The organism is Salinispirillum sp. LH 10-3-1 (assembly GCF_030643825.1).
Taxonomy (GTDB): domain Bacteria; phylum Pseudomonadota; class Gammaproteobacteria; order Pseudomonadales; family Natronospirillaceae; genus Salinispirillum.
The window spans coordinates 3385252-3405883 of record NZ_CP101717.1; the positions used below are offsets into that span (position 1 = coordinate 3385252).

Annotated in this window: 16 protein-coding genes; 9 read left to right on the forward strand and 7 right to left on the reverse strand. The window is 53.2% G+C overall.

Annotation, left to right across the window (positions count from 1 at the left end):
• Nucleotides 1-17: 17 nt before the first annotated feature.
• Nucleotides 18-1892, reverse strand: a complete 1875-nt coding sequence (locus NFC81_RS15580; protein ID WP_304995402.1) for an extracellular solute-binding protein — start codon at nt 1890-1892, stop codon at nt 18-20.
• Between the two features lie 305 nt (nt 1893-2197).
• Complete coding sequence (locus tag NFC81_RS15585) at nt 2198-3763, reverse strand: glutathione ABC transporter substrate-binding protein (RefSeq protein WP_304995403.1); 1566 nt, start codon at nt 3761-3763, stop codon at nt 2198-2200.
• 119 nt (nt 3764-3882) lie between these two features.
• On the opposite strand from NFC81_RS15585, the gene nikC reads away from it, so the two are divergent.
• From nikC to NFC81_RS15615, 6 genes are all read left to right on the forward strand, one after another.
• On the forward strand, nt 3883-4776 hold the full coding sequence (nikC, locus tag NFC81_RS15590) for a nickel transporter permease (protein WP_304995404.1): 894 nt from the start codon (nt 3883-3885) through the stop codon (nt 4774-4776).
• A gap of 12 nt (nt 4777-4788) precedes the next feature.
• A complete protein-coding gene (locus tag NFC81_RS15595) occupies nt 4789-5709 on the forward strand; it encodes an ABC transporter permease (RefSeq protein ID WP_304995405.1) in 921 nt (306 codons plus the stop codon).
• A complete protein-coding gene (locus NFC81_RS15600) occupies nt 5709-6710 on the forward strand; it encodes an ABC transporter ATP-binding protein (RefSeq protein ID WP_304995406.1) in 1002 nt (333 codons plus the stop codon). The genes NFC81_RS15595 and NFC81_RS15600 overlap by 1 nt, the downstream gene beginning before the upstream one ends.
• 1 nt (nt 6711) lies before the next feature.
• Nucleotides 6712-7710, forward strand: coding sequence for a dipeptide ABC transporter ATP-binding protein (locus NFC81_RS15605; protein ID WP_304995407.1), 999 nt, complete (start codon nt 6712-6714; stop codon nt 7708-7710).
• Nucleotides 7711-7962: 252 nt separating this feature from the next.
• Nucleotides 7963-9906, forward strand: a complete 1944-nt coding sequence (locus tag NFC81_RS15610; protein ID WP_304995408.1) for a methyl-accepting chemotaxis protein — start codon at nt 7963-7965, stop codon at nt 9904-9906.
• A 168-nt stretch (nt 9907-10074) separates the two neighbouring features.
• A complete protein-coding gene (locus NFC81_RS15615; RefSeq protein ID WP_304995409.1) occupies nt 10075-10950 on the forward strand; it encodes a bile acid:sodium symporter family protein in 876 nt (291 codons plus the stop codon).
• A gap of 15 nt (nt 10951-10965) precedes the next feature.
• On the opposite strand, the gene NFC81_RS15620 is transcribed toward NFC81_RS15615, so the two are convergent.
• A complete protein-coding gene (locus NFC81_RS15620) occupies nt 10966-11583 on the reverse strand; it encodes a MarC family protein (protein ID WP_370529878.1) in 618 nt (205 codons plus the stop codon).
• Entirely contained in the window at nt 11583-13073 is a 1491-nt protein-coding gene (locus NFC81_RS15625; protein ID WP_304995410.1) for a RimK family protein, read from the reverse strand. The genes NFC81_RS15620 and NFC81_RS15625 overlap by 1 nt, the downstream gene beginning before the upstream one ends.
• A 124-nt stretch (nt 13074-13197) precedes the next feature.
• Between NFC81_RS15625 and NFC81_RS15630 the strand changes: the two genes are divergently transcribed.
• Nucleotides 13198-14334 (forward strand): GNAT family N-acetyltransferase/peptidase C39 family protein, encoded by a 1137-nt coding sequence (locus NFC81_RS15630; RefSeq protein ID WP_304995411.1) that lies wholly within the window; start codon nt 13198-13200, stop codon nt 14332-14334.
• A 64-nt stretch (nt 14335-14398) separates the two neighbouring features.
• Here the strand turns inward: NFC81_RS15630 and NFC81_RS15635 are convergent, their stop codons facing one another.
• From NFC81_RS15635 to ppnN, 3 genes are all read right to left on the reverse strand, one after another.
• Nucleotides 14399-14659, reverse strand: a complete 261-nt coding sequence (locus NFC81_RS15635) for a hypothetical protein (RefSeq protein ID WP_304995412.1) — start codon at nt 14657-14659, stop codon at nt 14399-14401.
• Between the two features lie 140 nt (nt 14660-14799).
• A complete protein-coding gene (rph, locus tag NFC81_RS15640; protein ID WP_304995413.1) occupies nt 14800-15519 on the reverse strand; it encodes a ribonuclease PH in 720 nt (239 codons plus the stop codon).
• Nucleotides 15520-15624: 105 nt separating this feature from the next.
• Complete coding sequence (gene ppnN / locus NFC81_RS15645) at nt 15625-16998, reverse strand: nucleotide 5'-monophosphate nucleosidase PpnN (protein WP_304995414.1); 1374 nt, start codon at nt 16996-16998, stop codon at nt 15625-15627.
• Nucleotides 16999-17172: 174 nt separating this feature from the next.
• Between ppnN and NFC81_RS15650 the strand changes: the two genes are divergently transcribed.
• Entirely contained in the window at nt 17173-18231 is a 1059-nt protein-coding gene (locus NFC81_RS15650) for an amino acid ABC transporter substrate-binding protein (protein WP_304995415.1), read from the forward strand.
• A 28-nt stretch (nt 18232-18259) separates the two neighbouring features.
• A complete protein-coding gene (locus tag NFC81_RS15655; RefSeq protein WP_304995416.1) occupies nt 18260-20593 on the forward strand; it encodes a hybrid sensor histidine kinase/response regulator in 2334 nt (777 codons plus the stop codon).
• The last annotated feature ends 39 nt before the right edge of the window (nt 20594-20632 follow it).

Consider the following 20632-nt stretch of genomic DNA (forward strand, 5'->3'; position numbering starts at 1 on the left):
CACCAATGGGCTAACCATCAGCGACGCAACCGTGCGGCTTTTTCGTTGTCTTGCCACCAGGTTTCCGTACCAATGTCGTATTTGGGCCGAATGGCCGGGCGGTCGAATTTGTCCCAAGTGGCTATCCAGAATGAATCATTGTGCCAGTTCGGGATGACATAGAAATTCCACATGGCTACGCGATCAAAGGCACGGCCATAGGCCATGAGCATCTCATCGTTTTCTTGATTTGCCACAATGCCGTCGATGAGCGCATCGATCACCGGGTCCTGCACGCCCGCACGGTTCCACGATGAATCGATGAAATCAGAACGCCACGCAATGCGCATACCCGAAGACGGGTAGGCATTGGCGCTGTAGCCACCCATGGCCATATCGAAGTCAAACTCGCGGGTACGGTTCAAATACTGCGCGGTGTCGACGACCCGAATCGTCATGCGGATGCCCATGCGCTCCAAGTTGCGCTGCAACGGCAATGCGACGCGTTCGAACGTCGGAGTATGGAGCAGTAATTCAAACTCAAAAGGCCGCCCGGTCTCCACATTCACCAAACGCTGGTTGCGCAGTTCCCACCCGGCATCACGCAATAACGCCAAGGCTTGGCGGGTTTCATTGCGCAAGGTACCCGAGCCGTCGGTGACGTTTGGCCGATAGGCTTCGCCAAAGACTTCCGGCGGTAGCTGATCGCGGAACGGCTCTAGGATCGCCAGCTCTTGCTCTGTGGGTAAGCCACTGGCTGAATACTCGGTGTTTTGAAAATAGCTGTAGTTACGGGCATAAGCACCGTAAAAAATATTGCGGTTCAACCATTCAAAATCCATCGCCAGGTTAATGGCTTGGCGCACTCGTCGGTCTTCAAACAACGGATTTTGCGTATTGAACAAGAACGCCTGCATGGGCTGCGGGATTTCGTGCGGCAGCTCTTCCATCTTGATGTCACCACGCGTTAACGCTGGGCCTACATAGTCTTCCGCCCATTGTTTCGCCACATTTTCTTGCCGGAAATCGTATTCGCCCGCTTTGAACGCCTCTAATGCCACGGTGCTGTCGCGGTAATAGTCGTAACGCAGCGTATTGAAATTATGGCGGCCTTTGTTGACGGGTAAATTGGCCGCCCAATAGTCAGGCACACGCTCGTAGGTGACGAACTGGCCCATGGCGTATTGACCGACTTTATAAGGCCCACTGGACAGCGGCGGTGCAGTGAGGGGGTCGCCTAAATCACGTTCGGCCCAGAAATGGCGCGGCAATACGGTGGTGCCGGCCAACCCCGATACATAGTCCTTGTTAGGTTCGGCAAAGCGGAACATCACTTGATGGTCACTCAGCGCGGTTACTTCGGTCACATCGGCATAGTAGGAGCGGTACTGCGGCACGCCCTGTTCAAAAAACTTATTAAAGCTGAACACCACGTCGTGCGCGGTGATCGGCGTGCCATCGTGAAAACGCGCAGCGGGGTTAATGTGGAAACTCACCCAGCTGTAGTCCACGGGGTACTCAATGAATTCGGCGATCAAGCCATAATACACGCTGATTTCGTCGCTGCTGGTGGTCATCAGGGTGTCGTACAACTCACCGGCGCCGATCACCGATTCACCACGCCGGGCATAACGGTTAAAGCTGTCGAAGCCGCCGGTAGTGGCTAAGCGCATACTGCCGCCTTTGGGGGCGTCCGGATTGACGTAGTCAAAATGAGGGAAGTCGGCCGGGTATTTGGGTTCACCGCGCACCGCAAAGGCGTGCGATTTGATGACTTCCACCGATTCGCTGGTAGCCGTCTGTTCCGTCGCGCTGAGGTTCGACGCAAACAATGCGCTACCAATAAATAGACCGATGAAAGCGCTCACCTGAAACCGACGGGCAAGGCGAGGATGCGTGCGGTGATGCAACATGTTTAAGACCCCCTAATGCAGTGAGTGGCGCACTCTGACCGGGCTGCCATTTTTTCATTGTTATTCTTCTAGATTACACAAAAACCTACACTTTGGTTTAGGTTATTTTCACAATCTCTGCAATCTTCTTAAAATGGTTCGTGGGGGTTTCGGTAAGCTCGCGGGTGTAAACACCCTCCCTACCGGGCATCCATGGCCATTACTGGCAACTGCTCCTGCGTTGCCAGCATACCGGGCATCCATGGCCATAAAAAAACCCGCACTGGGTGCGGGTTTTTGTGACGACTTAAGGAAAGGCTCCTTAATCAGTCGATGTACGTATCCTGCAACAGGTAGATGTTGGTCGGCAGCATCTCAAAGTTCTTCACTGAGTCACTTACGCCCAGCAAATACTCTTGGTGCCACAGATACATCATAGGCGCTTTTTCAACCAACAGCTCTTGCGCTTCTTTGTAGAATTGCAGGCGCAAGTTCTGATCGGTTTCCTCACGACCCGCATCCAGCAAACGATCTACCTCTGGATCAGAGAAGAACGAACGGTTACCTGCCGCACCTTGCTGTGAAGAATGGAACAAAGCATACATGGCGTAGTCGGCATCCAACGTCGGCGTTGACCAACCCAGAATGAACATATCATGCTGGCCGGCTGCAGTGTTCTGTAAGTAAGCACCCCATTCCAGCACTTCAATAGAAGCTCGCACACCCAGATCGCTCAACTTAGACTGTACGTATTCAGCGATTTGAATACGGCTTGGGTTGTCGTTGGTCCAGATGGTGGTGCTGAAGCCGTTCGGGAAGCCTGCTTCCGCCAGCAACGCACGCGCTTGGTCCATATCGTACGGGATTGAGTTGATGCTTTCGTCAAAGCCGAATACACCAGGAGCAATCGGGCCTACTGCGGCAATACCCGTGTTGTTGTAAACACCTGCGACGATGTCGTCTTTGTTCACCGCCATGGAAATAGCACGACGGACATCGACGTCATCAAACGGCGCTTTTTGCGCGTTGAAGCCTAAATAAGCCAAGCTGGTTGAGCTCTTACGGTACAGGCTCGCATCTGGCATACGGTTGATGCGGCTCATGTCACTCGGCATAACCGGGTCAATGATGTGCGCAAAACCAGTTTCCAACTCAGACACACGCGTCAGGCTTTCCGGCACAACCTTAAAGGTTACGCTGTCCAACTTGGCGTTTTCGCCCCAGTAGTTTTCATTACGTACCAGTTTGATTTCCGAACCGGGTACCCAGCTTTCGAACTTGAAGTAGCCAGTACCGATCGGGTTACTGGAAATGTACGAGCCAGGGTTACGGCCATTGGCCACTTCTTCATAATCGCGCTCAATGGCCGCCAAGCTGGTCAAAGCACCGCCGCTGTGCGCCAAATGCGCCACCAGAGGGGCGAAGGGGAATTTCGTCTTGAACTGTACAGTGAGATCGTCAACCACGATCACTTCGTCAATCATCGAGAATAAAAACCCGCGTGGCGAAGCAATTTCCGGATCAAGCAAACGATCGAAATTGGCTTTAACCACAGCCGCGGTCAAGTCCGAACCGTCGTGGAATTTAACCCCTTGGCGTAAGGTGAACTCGACCGTCAGGTCATCCACATTGTGCCATGCTGTCGCCAATACAGGCTGCAGTTCATTGTTCAAATCGAACATCACGAGGGATTCAAAGATGTTGTAGGCAACGATACTGGATGGAACATCGTTCGTCGTGTGAGGATCCAAAGCCACCGCATCAGACAGCATAGCGGCAATCAAATCACCACCGCGTGCCTGCGCCGCTGGCGCTTGAGCGACGAGCGCAAGGCCCGCCAGAGTGGCGATTACTGGTGTAAGCAATCGTTTCCATTTCGTTCTTGTGCGCATTTTACTTTCTCCATTCATTACTTTATATGTACGTGTCGAACCGACGTACAACTAGTTTTTCTTATAACAAACTTCGATCGTGTCTCTAGCGTTAAAAGCTAAAAAGAGGATGGCGCATAGTGTTTCAAGTTGCAACAAAAAATGGCCTAGAAGCCGGTAAAGCGGCTACATCTCCGTCTAACTGGCGGTTAGTCTACCGGCGGCTTAAAAAAAATAAGGTGGCTTTATGGGGGGGCTATTTGCTCCTTTTTTTGATTCTCGTGGCGATATTTGGGCCTTATTTCACCGTCCATGATCCGGTTCGGGTCAACTTCTCTACGCGGCTCTTACCGCCTTCGGCCGAATTCTGGTTAGGAACCGATCACAACGGTCGTGACATCTTCACACGCCTGATTCATGGCATGCGTATCACGCTGTTTGTGGGCTTCTCTTCGGTGCTGGTTGGCGCCCTGATCGGTGTGCCACTGGGCATCGTGTCGGGCTTCTACGGTGGCGCCATTGACTCGGTGATCATGCGCGTCATCGATGTTCTGCTGGCGTTTCCGGGCATTCTCTTGGCCATTGCCTTGGTCAGTGTATTGGGTGGCAGCATCTCGAACGTCATCATAGCGGTGGCGGTCTTTTCGATTCCGACCTTTGCCCGCGTGGTCAGGGGGTCAACCCTGACCATCCGCAAACTGGAGTATATCGATGCGGTAAGAGCCTTGGGGGCCAGCGACCTTCGAATCATCGTTAAACACGTCTTACCCAATATCCTATCGCCCATCATTGTACAGTCTACTTTACGCATCGCGATCGCTATTTTGGTGGCCAGCAGCCTGTCGTTCTTAGGCTTAGGGGCACAACCCCCTTCACCAGAGTGGGGGCGTATGCTCAGTGATGGCCGCAACTATATGTTCGATCACCCTCATGTGGCGTTCTTTCCCGGCCTAGCGATTGCGATTGTCGTACTGGCCTTCAATTTATTTGGTGACGGTCTTCGAGACGCGTTAGACCCCAAAACCAAGAAATAAGGAATCAAAGTCGTGTTCCAATTTATTGTACGCAGGTTACTGCAGACTATTCCGGTGGTGATTGGTGTCACCGTCTTGGTGTTCTCATTAATGCACCTCATTCCCGGCGACCCAGCACAAATCATTGCTGGTGAAGCGGCTCAGCCCGCACAGGTTGAACGTATGCGCGAACGCTTGGGGTTAAACGACCCCATCTATGTGCAGTACGGTCGTTACGTGAAGAACCTACTGCAAGGTGATATGGGTCAGTCGATACGCAGCAATCGAGATGTGTTGGACGAAATCAAACCGCGCTTTTGGATTACCGTGAAGCTGGCTATATACAGCACCTTGCTGAGTGTCTTCATTGGCCTGATCGCCGGGGTGTTTTCCGCCGTACGCCGCTACGGTTTAGCCGACACGATGATCATGGTGGTGGCGCTGTTCGGTTTATCGATGCCGAACTTTTGGCTCGGCTTGATGCTTATTCAATACTTCTCTATTGAGCTCTCGTTGTTACCGCCTTCCGGCTGGGGTACATGGCAGCAAACCATTTTGCCGGTCATTACTCTGGGTACAGGGGGGGCGGCAATCATCGCTCGTGTAACTCGTTCCAGTATGCTGGAGGTAATCAATCAGGATTACATTCGCACGGCACGCGCCAAGGGACTGTCTGAACGCCTGGTGATCTATAAGCACGCGTTGAAGAATGCCATGATTCCGGTCATTACAGTAGTCGGCTTAGAGCTCGGCGTGTTGTTGTCGGGCACCGTTCTGACCGAAACCGTGTTTTCAATCAACGGCATGGGCAGACTGGTTATTTTCTCCATCGGGGCGCGTGACTTCCCGGTGGTTCAGGGTGTCGTACTGATCTTTGCTCTGCTGTTTGTGCTGGTGAATTTCTTGGTCGATGTGTCATACCGCTACTTCAACAAAAGGGTGGACTTTAACTGATGGAAAAGCAAAAACCCTTGCTCGAAATTAAGAATCTGACCACGGCATTCCAGACAGACGCGGGTCAGGTGAAGGCTGTGAACGATCTGAGCTTAATCGTCCCGGAAGGTAAATCCCTTGGTATCGTAGGTGAGTCTGGTTCCGGCAAAAGCGTGATGTCGTTGTCAATACTGCGTTTGGTTCAAGAGCCCGGAAAAATTGTCGCGGGCGAAATACTGATGGACGGTGAGGACATTCTGCAACTGTCCGACAAAGCCTTCAGAAGTATCCGGGGCAATAAGATCTCCATGATCTTTCAGGAACCCATGACGTCTCTGAACCCGGTGTTCACCGTCGGGGACCAAATTGCCGAGGTGTTTCAAACGCACCAGAAGATGCGCAAATCCGAGGCGCTGAAAAAGTCCGTCGACATTCTGCGTCAGGTCGGTATCCCATCCCCGGAAAAACGTGTGCATCAATATCCTTTTGAGTTGTCAGGCGGTATGCGTCAACGCGTGATGATTGCCATGGCGCTGGCCTGTAACCCTCGCTTGTTGATTGCAGACGAACCCACCACGGCATTGGATGTGACGATTCAGGCCCAGATTCTGGACCTGATTCGAAGCCTGCAGACCGAGCTGAATATGTCGGTCATCATGATTACGCACAATCTGGGTGTGGTGGCGGAAACCTGTGATTACGTGGCCGTGATGTATTGCGGCAAGGTGGTTGAATACACCGATGTGGAAACCCTATTCAGTGAACCCAAGCACCCCTATACCATCGGATTGTTTAATTCCTTGCCTCGGCATGACGAAGATAAAGCCGAGCTGATTGCGATCAAAGGGTCAGTACCAAACCCGACGGAATTGCCTACCGGTTGTGCCTTTGCACCTCGCTGCCCGGATGCCCGGCCCCTGTGTGAGCAGCAGTCGCCACCGCTGCAGGATCATGCAGACAAGACGCAAGTGCGTTGCTGGAAATTCACCGATCAATGGCAAGAAACTGCGGAGCAGGCTTAAGATGACAGCATTACAACCTCTGCTGCGGGTAAGAAATTTAAAGCAGTACTTTGCAATCAAAGGCGGTTTCTTTGGCCGTACCATTAATCACGTGAAGGCCGTTGACGACGTCAGTTTCGATGTTTTTGAAGGCGAAACCGTCAGCATCGTTGGCGAGTCAGGTTGTGGAAAATCGACCACCGGGCGCTCTATCTTGCGCCTGGAAGAACCCACCGCCGGCGACGTGCTTTTTGACGACAAAAATATTCTGACGCTGTCTCGTACGCAGCTGCGCAAGACGCGGAAAGATCTGCAGGTCATCTTTCAAGACCCTTATGCATCGATCAACCCACGCCAAACCGTGGCCGATGTATTGATGGAAGCACTGGCGATTCAGAATATTGTGCCCAAAAGCCAACGCCGTCAGCGCGCCATCGACTTGTTAGAAACGGTGGGTTTGGCGGCGTATCAAATCGATCGTTACCCGCACGAGTTCAGTGGCGGTCAACGTCAGCGCATCGGTATTGCCCGCGCTTTAGCGGTTAACCCTAAACTGATCATCTGTGATGAAGCGGTATCGGCGTTGGATGTGTCCATCCAAGCGCAGGTCATCAATCTGCTCAAACAGTTGCAACGGGACTTTAAGCTTACCTACATCTTTATTTCGCACGATCTTGGGGTGGTTCGACACATCTCTGATCGCATCATCGTTATGTACTTGGGCAAGATTGTCGAAATTGCCGACAAGAAATCCTTGTTTGAGCAGCCGCAGCACCCTTATACACAGGCACTGTTATCGTCCATTCCGACGATGAACCCGAAGGCCAAGACACAACGCATTTTGCTCAAAGGCGAAGTCCCCTCGCCAATTAATCCGCCGCAAGGGTGCCGCTTCCATACGCGCTGCCCTTATGCGCAAGAGCAGTGCCGACAGGAAGAGCCGAAGCTCGAAACAACGGCAGCGATGCAAGCCGGTCATGAAGTGGCCTGTCACTTCGCCGGTAATTTGCCCATTAAGTGAGACTGGGCTGTGCAAGGCAGCCTAAACAATGAGCCAGAACACAGGGAATGGCAGACTCTATAAGGGCTGCCATTCCTTTTATCGCTATTTTAATCTCCAGTTTCCTGCTCGCCAGAGTTTTACAATAGCCGTTTTTTCAGTAAATAATTTGTCAATGCCTTCCTTGCGATCCCCCATTTTGTGACCTATACCTGATGCATCTCGAATAAAGGCTCATCTTGCCTTTCGGAATCACATTTGGAGAACCTTGCAATGTCTAATCCCGCTGTTCACGCCTGGCGTTCGCTCAGCTTTGGCGTCCGACTGACGCTGATGATGGTCACACTCATTCTCGCATCGATCGTCTTACTCACCAGCTTGGTTTTTGTCCAGTATCAACGCGCACAAGTTAACGCCTCTATGGCGGAAATCGAGGCTCGAAGCGAGACCAATAGTCAGTCATTCACCGAGTGGCTAATCGCACGCCAAGATGAAATGCGCTATCTCGCCACCGTACAGTATGCCGTTAACTTAGACTTACCTAGTATTGCTTCATTAATGGCAACCCTCGCGGAACAAGGAGGGTTTTACGATACTATTTTCGTGGTTGGACCCAATGGAGTAGGACAAGCTGGTGTCAGTTTTGAAAATGGTCGGGCGCGCATCATGCCCACCAGCGAAGCCAACGCGTTTAACGTGGCCGATCGTGCCTGGTTCCGCTCGGCCATATCAGGGCAGGATACTTTTTCACAACCGGTAGTATCACGCGCCACCGGCGCAACGGTCAGCACCGTGGCCATACCGATTCGTCGCGACGGCCAAATCATTGCGGTTATGCGCGGTGCAGTACAGGTAGACACCCTAGTGGATCGTGTTGCCGAGCTTTCTCGTGATCAAGGAACGGAGATCTATTTGCTCGACGGTACAGGTCTGGCAATCACACCCGCCAACTCCATCAGCGACCGTTCTCGCCCTCTTACCACCCGCGCAGCAGAAGCAATCCAGGCGGAAACCAACTTTGTCGGTCGATACATCAACGCTGCCAACACCCCTGTCGTAGGCAGCACCTCCTATATGCCACTGCTGGACTGGGGCTTGGTTGTAGAAACCCGTGAGTCCGTAGCGCTAGCTGAAGTCAGGCAAATGCTGATCACGCTGATCGTTATATCCAGCGTTGTCATAGCAGGTGCATCGGCAATTTGCTTAGCGGTAATTCGCACAGTAACCCGCACCCTGGGCGGTGATCCTAACTATGCAGCGAAAATTGTGCATCAAGTATCCGAAGGTGATTTGACCGCCGATATCCACATTCAAGCCGGCGATACCACTAGCCTGCTAGCTTCCATTCGCACCATGCAGCAGAACTTGCGGCAGATGATGACCGATATCGGCAGCTACTCCGATCAAGTAGCCGCATCATCAACAGAGTTAGCGCAAATAAATGAAGAGACAGAAGCGGGTATACAGCGCCAAGTGCAGGAAATCAGTAGTTCGGCGACCGCAATGAATGAGATGACAGCAACGCTGGAAGAGGTAGCGCGTAACACACAAAGTACCGCCGACGCGTCGCGCAGTGCAAGCGATGCCGCGGAGACTGGTCGAATTGTGGTGCAATCCACCATTGACGCCATCCGAAATCTGGCAACAGAAGTAGATAATGCCACGCAAGTCATCAACGAAGTAAAACAGGACAGCGACCGAATCGGTAGCATTCTCCAAGTCATTGAAGCCATTGCCGAGCAAACCAACTTGCTGGCCTTAAACGCAGCAATCGAAGCCGCTCGGGCGGGTGAAAGTGGCCGAGGCTTCGCCGTGGTCGCTGACGAGGTGCGCAGCCTTGCCAGCCGCACTAAGGACTCCACTACGGAAATTCAGGCCATGATTGAGAAATTACAGTCAGGCTCTGATCGCGCGGTGAAGGCCATGGTAGTGAGCACCAAAGGCACCGAAACCAGCGTTGCGCGCGCCACCGACACCGGTGAAAAATTGGAAAGCATCGCGTCAGCGGTTGCCATGATTGATCAGACAGCGCAGCAGATCGCCAGTGCTACCGAGGAGCAAACCGCTGTCTCGAAGGACATCAATAAGAGCATTCATAACATCAGTGATGTATCAGAGCAAACCGCTGCCAATGTCGAACAATCGACCCAAGCCAGCGAGTCACTTGCGAAGCTCGCAGAGCAACTGAAAGCCTTGGTGTTTCATTTCAAAGTTTAGCGAGGCTCCAAGCTAATCCCACGTGCCTCTGCACAAGTAACTACTGAAAGTGCTGACGCCATCCATTTTTTGTTCAGCACTTTCAGTTATGATGGTTACCAAAGGCGCCGTCTGGACGGATCCAGGACTGCGCGCAACCACAATAATAACCGGTAAGGATCCTCTTCTATGGAAGCTAGCGTATTCACGGCTCTTTTTCTTCCCGTTGCTCTTTTTGTCATCATGTTGGGCATGGGCTTATCACTCACAACAGATCATTTCAAACAGGTTTTGATTACACCGAAACCGGTGTTTATTGGTTTGTGTCTGCAAATCATCGCACTGCCAGTTTTGGCGTGGATCATAGCGGTGGCCTTTCGCTTACCCCCCGAATTGGCGGTGGGTTTGATGCTGATTGCCGCTTGTCCTGGTGGCCCAACGTCTAACCTTATATCGCATCTCGCACAAGGTGATACGGCGCTGTCCATAACGTTAACGGCGCTGAGCAGTGTATTAGTGATCATCGCACTGCCGTTCATCATCAATTACTCGTCGCTGTATTTTATCGGTGAAGGCCAGTTTGTTGCGCTACCCGTGATTCCGACCATTTTACAAATCGTCGTTATTACCCTGATTCCGGTCGGCATCGGCATGATCTTGAAAAGCCGCTTCCCGCGCTTTGCCGAACGCTCGCAGAAAAGCGTTAAGATTGTCTCGGCGGTGTTTCTGGCACTGGTGATTGTTGGCGCACTGGCGCGTGAGAAAGAAAACCTAGTAGGCTTCTTCTTGCTGGTTGGTTTTGCTGCCTTGGCATTAAACTTGGCGTCCATGGCGGTGGGCTATATTGGCGCGCGCGTCACACGCCTGAACCTGTCGCAGGTGCGCGCCATTACGGTGGAAGTGGGCATTCAAAACGGGACGCTGGGCATTGCGGTCGCCACCGCACCGACGCTGCTGAACAACAGCACCATGTCGATTCCGGCGGCGATTTACAGCCTGATCATGTTTGGCACGGGTGCTTTGATTATCCTTTGGGGCAACCTGCATCATCGCCGTCACGGTTGACGGCATAAGGCGTATTTAAAGTCCAAACCACAGATTGCGCGCCCCGGTAAAAACAATCTGTGAGGCCATGGCCGCCAGCACCAAGCCGGTGATTTTACTGAGAATGTTCAAGCCGGTCTTGCCCATGATTTTCTCTATGCGCGAGGCCAGCAACAGCAGCACCATCAAGGCCCCTAAGGCCACCATAACCGCCACGAGACCAACGATGGTATCCCATACCGTCGTCAGGTCGGCTGAGATAACCAAAATAGCACCGATGGTCGCGGGGCCGATGATGGTAGGAATGGCCAAGGGCACCACAGCGATGTCGTCGCGCGGCCCAGCATTTTCCGGCAAATCCGTGGCATGACTGCGCTCGCCGCTATTTACCAAGCTTACCGCGGATAGAAACAACAACGACCCAGCGCCGACCCGGAATGCATCCAAAGTAATGCCCAACATACCAAACAAGGTGGTACCAAAGAAGAACAGGATGACCACAACCAGAGCCGCAGAAAAAATGGCGCGGCGAATGATGCGCCTTTTCTCGGATGGGCTGTCACGCTTAGTCAGCGCCAGAAACATAGACACCACAAAGAACGGGGCGAATAAAAAGAAAAACTGCAGCCAAGTGGTGAGGAACAACGTCAACATTACTTCGCTCCCACGCGCTTACGCTCTAAGCGCCGCAAAAACTCTTCCATGATGAGGGTATAAAGGCCGTCCCCGAGGTATTTGTCTTCCACGGCGGAGTCTACATTGGGGTTATCGTTTACTTCGATCACCACAACCTTGTCGCCACTCTGCTTGAGGTCAACGCCGTACAGGCTGTTGCCAATGAGGCTCGCCGCCTTAACAGCTGCTTTCACTACTTTTTGCGGCGCCTCATGCACCGCCATGGTTCGGAAACCACCACTCTCTACTTTTCCAGCCCCCTGATGGTTATAGATTTGCCAGTGACCCTTGGTCATAAAGTATTGGCAGGCAAAAATAGGCTTACCATCCAGCACGCCAATGCGCCAGTCGTAGTCGGTGTACATGAATTCTTGCGCCAAAAGCAATGACGAACGCTTAAACAGCAACTCGGTTTGGGCCTGAAACGCCTCGGCATCGGCGACCTTAACCACGCCGCGTGAAAAGCTGCCGTCGGGGATCTTCAATACCAAAGGGTAACCCAGCGCCTCGGCGGCGGCGGCCAGATCCTCGGGGCGGTCGCGGCTGATAATACGAGTGGCCGGAGCGGGCACTTTATTGGTCGCGAGCAAATCCGCCAAATACACCTTGTTGGTGCACTTCAGAATGGATTCAGCGTCGTCCATGACCACCATACCTTCGCTCTCGGCCTTTTTGGCAAAGCGATAGGTGTGATTGTCGATACCAGTGGTTTCACGAATAAACAAACCGTCAAACTCTGCCAAACGGCCTAAATCAGCCTTACCAATCATTTCAACGTCGATACCCAACCGTTTACCGGCGGCCACGAATTTTTTCAATGCGACCTTGTCCGATGGCGGCATGGCTTCGTTGGGGTCCACCAACATGGCGAGATCATAGCGCGCACTGCGTCGCGAGCGTGGTTTACGCCACACCTTTCGGCTGAATTGATCCAAAGCGGCAGCAAAGGCATCTTCCTCCGCCTCTGTCAGTTGATGCAAGGCACCCGACTTCAGACTGTGAATATGCCATGTGCTGGCCGTATCTTGTTGAAAGGTTACTCGCAGTATTGGGCAGGGAAACTGCTCAAACAGCTGGCGAGCTACCGACGCCAGAGTTTCAACTGGGCTTTGGCCAAAGAAAAACACTACTTCTACCTTGCCGCTTTCACTCAAAGGGGCGGTCTGGCTTAGCTTTTTCAAGGTGGCGTTTAAGTCATCCATTTGCAGGCTATAGATGGCTTTTTTACCCAAGTCATTCAGAGTGCGTACCGACGGCAACACTTTTTGTCCACGCGCCTCGGCCAGTAACGAGCAATAGTAACCATTGCTGAGGTACTGGTATTTGCGACACAGGTTCAATACCCGTGTACCAGTCAAACGACTGCCTTCCGGTTGCGTTAAATAATCCTGAAAACTCACCACGTTGTCGGTGGGGTAGTAGGATTTCCAGTCTTTCAGTCGATCAACAACAATCAATAAGTCAGCCATGCGTCAGCCTTGACGGTGAGAATTAAGGGAACAGTCTGTTTTTCTGCATCAATGAAGCGTAGTCTAGGCTTTCAAACCCCGTCGGTAAACGCTCAATTCCTTTACGTTGAACCCAGAAAAAACCATGAAGTTAAGCGCCGATTCACTGCACATCCGCCAAGCCACTGCCGATGACATTCCTCGTCTCTACAGCTTAGAGCAACAATGCTTCGCTACCGACCGCCTGAGTCGGCGTAGTTTCCGTCGTTTAATCAAGCGTGACACCGCCGATCTGTGGCTGGCTGAACACCAACCCACCGCAACGGACGCATCGACAGAGACCGAGCTGCTGGGTTATGTGTTGGTGCTCTACCGACGCGGTACGGCGCTTAGCCGTGTGTATTCGCTGGCGGTTTCGCCCAGTGCTCAGGGTATAGGGTTGGGGCGACGCCTCATGCAAATGGCCGAGCAAGCGGCTGACGCACGTGGCTGTATACACATGCGCTTGGAAGTCCGAGCCGATAACCCTGCGGCAATCCGTTTGTACAAAGGCTTACGCTATCGACAATTCGCTGCGGTTGACGACTATTATGAAGACCATACATCTGCGTTGCGCTTTGAAAAGCGTATCCATCACTTCGACGGTCAGTCTGTTACACCCCTACCTTTCTACGCGCAGACCACGGCTTTTACTTGTGGCCCGGCGTCATTGATGATGGCTATGGCAGCACTCCGCCCCAGTATGAAAACCGACCGTGCCTTAGAGCTTCAATTATGGCGCGAAGCCACCACCATCTATATGACTTCCGGCCATGGGGGTTGCAGTCCACATGGCCTAGCGCTGGCGGCGCAACGGCGTGGGTTCAATGTTGATCTTTATGTAAATAATCTCGGCCCACTGTTCACCGAGGGTGTGCGTAACCTTGAAAAGAAATCGGTGCTGGAAATTGTGCATCAATCTTTTTTGGAAGAGTTACAAAGCGTGCAGCTACCCATTCAAACGCAGGTGCCGGATGCCGCCGCGTTGGCTCAACGCGTTATGGCGGGCGCCATACCCTTGGTGCTGATCAGCAGCTACCGCTTCACTCGCGAAAAGGCACCGCATTGGGTGGTCATTTCGGCAGCGGATGACCGATACTTATATCTACATGACCCAGAGATTGACGAAGATGATGAAGCATCGGCTACGGACAACGTCTATGTCCCTGTTCCATACACGGACTTCGACCGCATGGCACGGTTTGGGCAAAACGCCCTCCGCACCACCGTGGTGCTCTCGTAATCGCGTTTACTGGCTGTATCATAACACCAAAGAAGCACCAGCCAGTGACCAACCCTTCGATCTGTCAGCTCTGATCGTCAGCGAAGACCAGCCCGACGCCGCGAAATGACTGTACTACCGAGCGGGCGGTGATGGTCAACAATGCCAGGCTTACTACCAGCAATACCCAAGGGTAGCCGGCAAACTGAAACGCTAGGGGCATCAATGCCTCAATGCTGGGCTGCCAGAGATCATGCAGCGCAATGATAAGAAAGATCACACCGACCACGTCAATGGCAAGAGCCAACGGGGGTAAACTGGCTCGAGAGCGTTCAGTGGGTTGCATGGGCGTCCTCTCTTGGGGCTGACGAAGGGAGAGGCTATTGGGCCATACAGGGTGCTGTGATTCAATAAATTGACGCAACAAACGTGACTCAGGTTACAAAAAGAAACGCCTCAGTCACCCTTGCTCACAATTACTCGAACCTAGGCATCACGCAGAACGCGCTTCTGCTCTTCAATCAGCGTCTCGATGCCGCCAGCGGCAAGCGCCAATAATTCGTTCAATTCTGACGGGGTCAAGGCTTCTCCTTCTGCGGTACCCTGAACTTCGACAAAGCCGCCTTTGCTGGTCATCACGACGTTCATATCGGTGTCCGCTTTCGAGTCTTCGGCGTAGTCGAGGTCTAACACCGCGGTGCCGTTGTAGAGCCCTACGGACACGGCGGCGATCATGTGTTTCAGCGGGTCGGTGGTGATTTTTTTGCTGCGTTGCAAATAACGCAAGGCGTCCACCAAGGCGACACAGGCACCGGTAATGGCGGCGGTGCGCGTACCACCGTCGGCCTGCAATACATCACAGTCCAACGTGATGGTGTTCTCACCTAAGGCTTTCAGATCAATGGCGTTGCGCAGCGCACGGCCAATGAGTCGACTGATCTCAATGGTCCGACCGCTTTGTTTGCCCTTAGCGGCTTCGCGCATGTTGCGGGTATTGGTGGCGCGCGGCAACATGCCGTATTCCGCAGTTACCCAGCCCTCACCTTTGCCACGCATAAACGGCGGAACACCCTCAGTGACCGACGCGGTGCAGAGCACGCGGGTATCGCCAAAACTGACCAGAACAGATCCCTCTGCGTGTTTGGTGAAATGACGCTCTAAAACGATTTCACGCAGTTGATTGGGTTGACGGCCACTGGGTCTCATAGTCTCACTACCTGTTGATGCATAAAGCCGACAGTCTACCCGTTGCGCGGCGGAATCCCAAGGGACCACCGCGCAACACATGAGACGTGTTCAGCAATTCAACAGTTAAGCGATCACTCGATAGCACGGCTCATAGGCTGTATCGCCGGGCAGTTTCATGCGGTGTTGCGCCACGAATGCTTGCAGCAACTGATCCAACGGTTGCATGATTTCTTGGTCGCCACGGATTTCATACGGCCCGTGCTCTTCGATCAAGCGAATACCTTGATCCTTCACATTGCCCGCAACGATACCAGAGAAGGCACGGCGTAGATGCGCCGCTAACTCGTGTACCGGCTGCTGCCGCGTTAATTTCAAGCTCGCCATATTCTCGTGCGTAGGGTCAAACGGATGCTGGAAATGCTCGTCGATTTTCAGCAACCAATTGAAGTGAAAGGCGTCATTATGTTCACGCCGAAAACGCGTCACTTCATTGATACCCTGGCCCATCTCACGCGCCACCATGGAGGGATCATCGATGATGATCTTGTACTTTTGCTGCGCTTCGTAACCGAGTGTGGCACCGACAAATTCATGCAATTGCTGAAAATAGGGTGCTGAGCTTTCCGGCCCGGTCAGAATCAGTGGGAACGGCAAGCTTTTGTTGTCCGGGTGCATCAGGATGCCAAGGAAATACAGCAACTCTTCAGCTGTACCGGCACCACCGGGGAAAATAATGATGCCGTGCCCAACGCGTACAAAGGCTTCCAGACGCTTTTCGATATCCGGCAAGATCACCAGTTCGTTCACGATGGGGTTGGGCGCTTCAGCGGCAATGATGCCGGGCTCGGTCAGACCCAGATAACGCCCACCCACGATACGCTGCTTGGCATGCGAAATGGTTGCACCCTTCATGGGGCCCTTCATGGCTCCTGGCCCACAGCCCGTACAGATATCGAGACCGCGTAAGCCTAATTCGTGGCCCACGCGCTTGGTGTATTTGTATTCTTCGCGGTTGATCGAATGCCCACCCCAGCACACGACCATTTTGGGCTCAACACCGGGACGCAACGTACGTGCGTTACGCAGCAAGTGAAACACATAGTCGGTAATGCCTTGCGAGCTGTCGAAGTCAACACGCTTGTGCTCCAGCTCGCTTTGCGTAAACACGATGTCGCGCAGGGCACTGAAGAGCATTTCCCGCGTACTGGCGATCATTTCGCCATCGACAAAGGCATCACCCGGCGCATTCACCAATTCCAGACGAATGCCGCGGTCCTGTTGGTGGATATGGATATCAAAATCGGGATAGGTTTCCAAGATGGTCTTGGCGTTGTCGCTGTCTGAGCCGGTGTTCAGTATCGCCAGAGCACACTGACGAAAGAGTCCATAGACACTGCCAGAGCCCGTTTCTTTTAACTGCTGGACTTCACGTTGCGACAAAGTCTCCAAGCTTCCTCTGGGTGACAGTGACGCATTTATTTTTTCTCTCGTGGTCATACTGACCCTCCATGATTCTGTACTGCTTAAGCGCGGCAAATTGCACCGTGTTGCGGGGTGTATTTTGCGGCATTTTCATCCATAGTATACGCACTGAACCGTCGTTCCGCCTGCATTTACCGCCGCACTGGTCAAGGTGGACCAGACGATAAAACAAGAACACAGGTCAGCTGCATGAAATTTACCTTACCTTACACCCTGATGTGCACGCTATTGCTGGCGGGCTGCGATACCGCTTTTTTTCGCAGTGCTTTTAATCCATACGATATGAAAGTAGCCGGATTGTCTCCTACTGTGCGTGCCATGCTGGATCGTGGTGCCCTGAATTGCGGTGTCAGCACCGGAGTAGAGGGCTTTTCGCTGCCCGACCAGAGCGGCAACTGGACGGGTTTCGATGTCGACTTCTGCCGCGCCCTGGCAGCGGTGATCTTTGATGACAGCGAAGCGGTTAACTATGTGCCACTCGGTGCCAGCGAGCGGTTCAGTGTATTGCTGAACGAAGAAGTCGATATTTTATCACGCAATACCACTTGGACCCTGACCCGCGATACGTTGCTGGGCTTGGGATTTGCCGGTATTACCTTCTATGACGGTCAGGGCTTTATGGTGCCGACTAACAGCCGCATCCAGAGTGCGGAAGACCTGCAGGGCGCTGCCATCTGCGTGTTGTCTGGCACCACCACCGAACTCAACCTGGCAGACTACTTCCGCGAGCGAGGCTGGCATTACGAGCCGGTACTCTATGAGACTGAAGAGCCGATGATGCGTGGGTTTTTATCTGGCCGCTGTGTAGCAATGACTGCCGATCAAGCCAAGCTGTTCGCCATGCGATCGCAGTCCGAACATCGCGACACCATGGTGGTATTGCCTGACACCATTTCGAAAGAGCCCATCGGGCCGGTCGTGCGCGATGAAGATCAGTTCTGGTATGACATTGTGCAATGGACCTTGTTCGCACTGTTGAATGCTGAAGAATTAGGCGTCAGCAGCTCCAACATAGACGAGCGCTTGCAGTCCGACATCCCGTCAGTGCGTCGCCTACTGGGTCAGGAAGCTAATTTGGCCTCGGGGCTGGGCTTACCCAATGACTGGGTGGTGCGCGCGATCAGACAGGTGGGCAACTACGACGAAATTTACGAACGACATTTAGGGCGAGACGGCTTAGGCATTGAGCGCCGACTTAACCATCTATGGATTAATGGCGGCCTAATGTATGCCCCACCGATGCGCTGATAAACACCGGATAGTGATGGCCAACAACATGATGCGTATACTCGCTTGGGGCCTAGTCTGCGTTTTGTTGAGCAGCAGCGGAGCATTGGCTGCTCCAGTATTGCTACCCAGTACCATGGATCAAATGCAATCGGTGCGCATCAATGTGGTTCCCCATATCGAACGCGCCGTTACGCCGGCACAGGTAAGCGTATTTGAGCTGCTGCGCGACGAGACCCAAGAATGGACATCCTTAGCTGAGCAAACGCTCTCCCTGACCCACAGCCCACAGACGAATTGGTTGCGCCTCAACATCGACCCAACCCCCAGCGCCGAGCGCCAGTGGCACCTCGTGTTCAGTAATGCCATGATCGATTTTATGGATGTGTATGAGGTCACCTCGGATGGCCCACGCATCATCTACCGCAGTGGCTTGCGACGCGACTTTCAGCGGCGCAGCATTGACCACCGCTACTTCATCGTTCCTTTAACCCTCACCACCCCGACCGAACTGGTGATGCGGATAGATGCCTCCTATACGCTAGAAGGCAGCGTGGTACTGTGGTCGGGCCAGACCTTCTGGCCCGCCTTACAACGTGAGGACTTGGTTAACTGGCTTTACTACGGTGCTATACTGGCGCTCATCAGCTACAACCTGCTGCTGTTTCTAATCATTCGCGAGCGGCCATACTTGTTGTACGTGGCCTACATCGCCGCGTTCTCGTTGTTTATGAATATTCTTGATGGATTTTTCTATCAGCATGTTTGGCCCGCTGGTGCGCACTGGCATACCGGACTGATTTACCTGTCCATTGGTGTCGCTGTGTTCTTTGCGGCGCAATTTGCCACCAGCTTTTTGCAACTCAAACGCTGGCACCTGCCCACATTTTTGCTGTGCCAAGGCATCGCCTTGGCCGCACTGCTCTTGGCGCTTAATGCGCTGTGGCTCCCGCCCCGCTGGCTCGCCGTTGGGCTATTCGTATTGGCCGTCGGTACTTGGAGTGCTGCGTTACTGGGGGGACTGGTGGCACGCCAACACGGTCAATCGCCCGCACACATCTTTCTGCTTGCGTGGTTAGCCTTTGGTCTGGCATCGGCACCGGCTGCACTGGCCAAGCTGGGTGTAATCGACAGTCACATTATGTACAACTGGGCCATGAAGGGCGGTGCCATCGTCCAAGCATTCTTGCTGTCGTTCGCACTGGGCAATCGCATTCGTTTGTTGCGCCAAAAAACGCAAGAAGCCGAATTGGCCGCTAAGGCACGCGCTGATTTTCTAGCTCAAATGAGCCATGAGATACGCACTCCGATGAGCGGCGTAATGGGGATGCTGGAATTGCTCCAAGACACGCCACTTTCACCTGACCAGAAGCGTTATTTAAATGCCGTGCAGGCTTCGGGCGATGCCTTGATGGGGCTATTGAACGACATTCTGGACCGCGCCAAAATTGATGCGGGCAAGCTTGAGCTTAACAACGACACCTTTACCCTACACACGCTCACTGACCGCCTGACGCTGATGTTCCAGCCGCAAGCCAAGCAACGCGGTTTGACTTGGGATATGGAGCTTGACCCAGCACTGGAGGGATATTGGCAGGGTGACGTTAAACGGCTGCAACAAGTCTTGATCAATCTGGTGGGTAATGCTTTTAAGTTCACTGAGGAGGGTGGAATCCGTGTTCAAGTGAATCTGCAGAAAAAAGCAGACGAGGTGCGTTGGCTCAGTTTTCACATACTGGACACCGGTCCCGGACTTGCACCCGAAGTGCAAGAGCAGGTGTTTGAAAGCTACGTACAGGCGGACCAACCAGCGACCCAACGGGGCACCGGTCTGGGGCTGTACATTTGCCGACAACTGGTAAAGCTGATGAATGGTCGCATTGGCGTACGTAACCGGCCAAACGGCGCTGGGAGTGACTTCTGGTTTGAAATTCCGTTACAACGAGGTGCTGAACCTCTGGAGCCATTAGACGGTGATACCCCACCGCTACCGGTGCGCCCACTGTGTGTTTTGGTGGCCGAGGACAACCCGGTTAACCAAGCGGTGATCAGCGGCATGTTGCGCAGTGTCGGGCACGACTATGAGCTGGTTGGCAATGGCCGTGAAGCCGTTGCACGCATTCAGGCGCGCCAAGGTAACTTTGATGTGGTGTTGATGGATTTAGAAATGCCGGTGCTAGACGGCTTGGCGGCAACGCGCGAGATTCGCCATTGGGAACATGACCAGTCTCGCCCACGCATCCCCATTTTAGCGCTCACGGCACATGCGTTGGATGAATATCGCGCCCTCGGCTTAAAAGCCGGCGTGGATGAATTCCTCACTAAACCTATTCGCAAGCATATACTGATGGCGGCACTGGACCGTCTTTTGGATGAGCGATGAAGTGTGACGGCCCAAGGGGCCAGGGGTGGGTGGAAATGT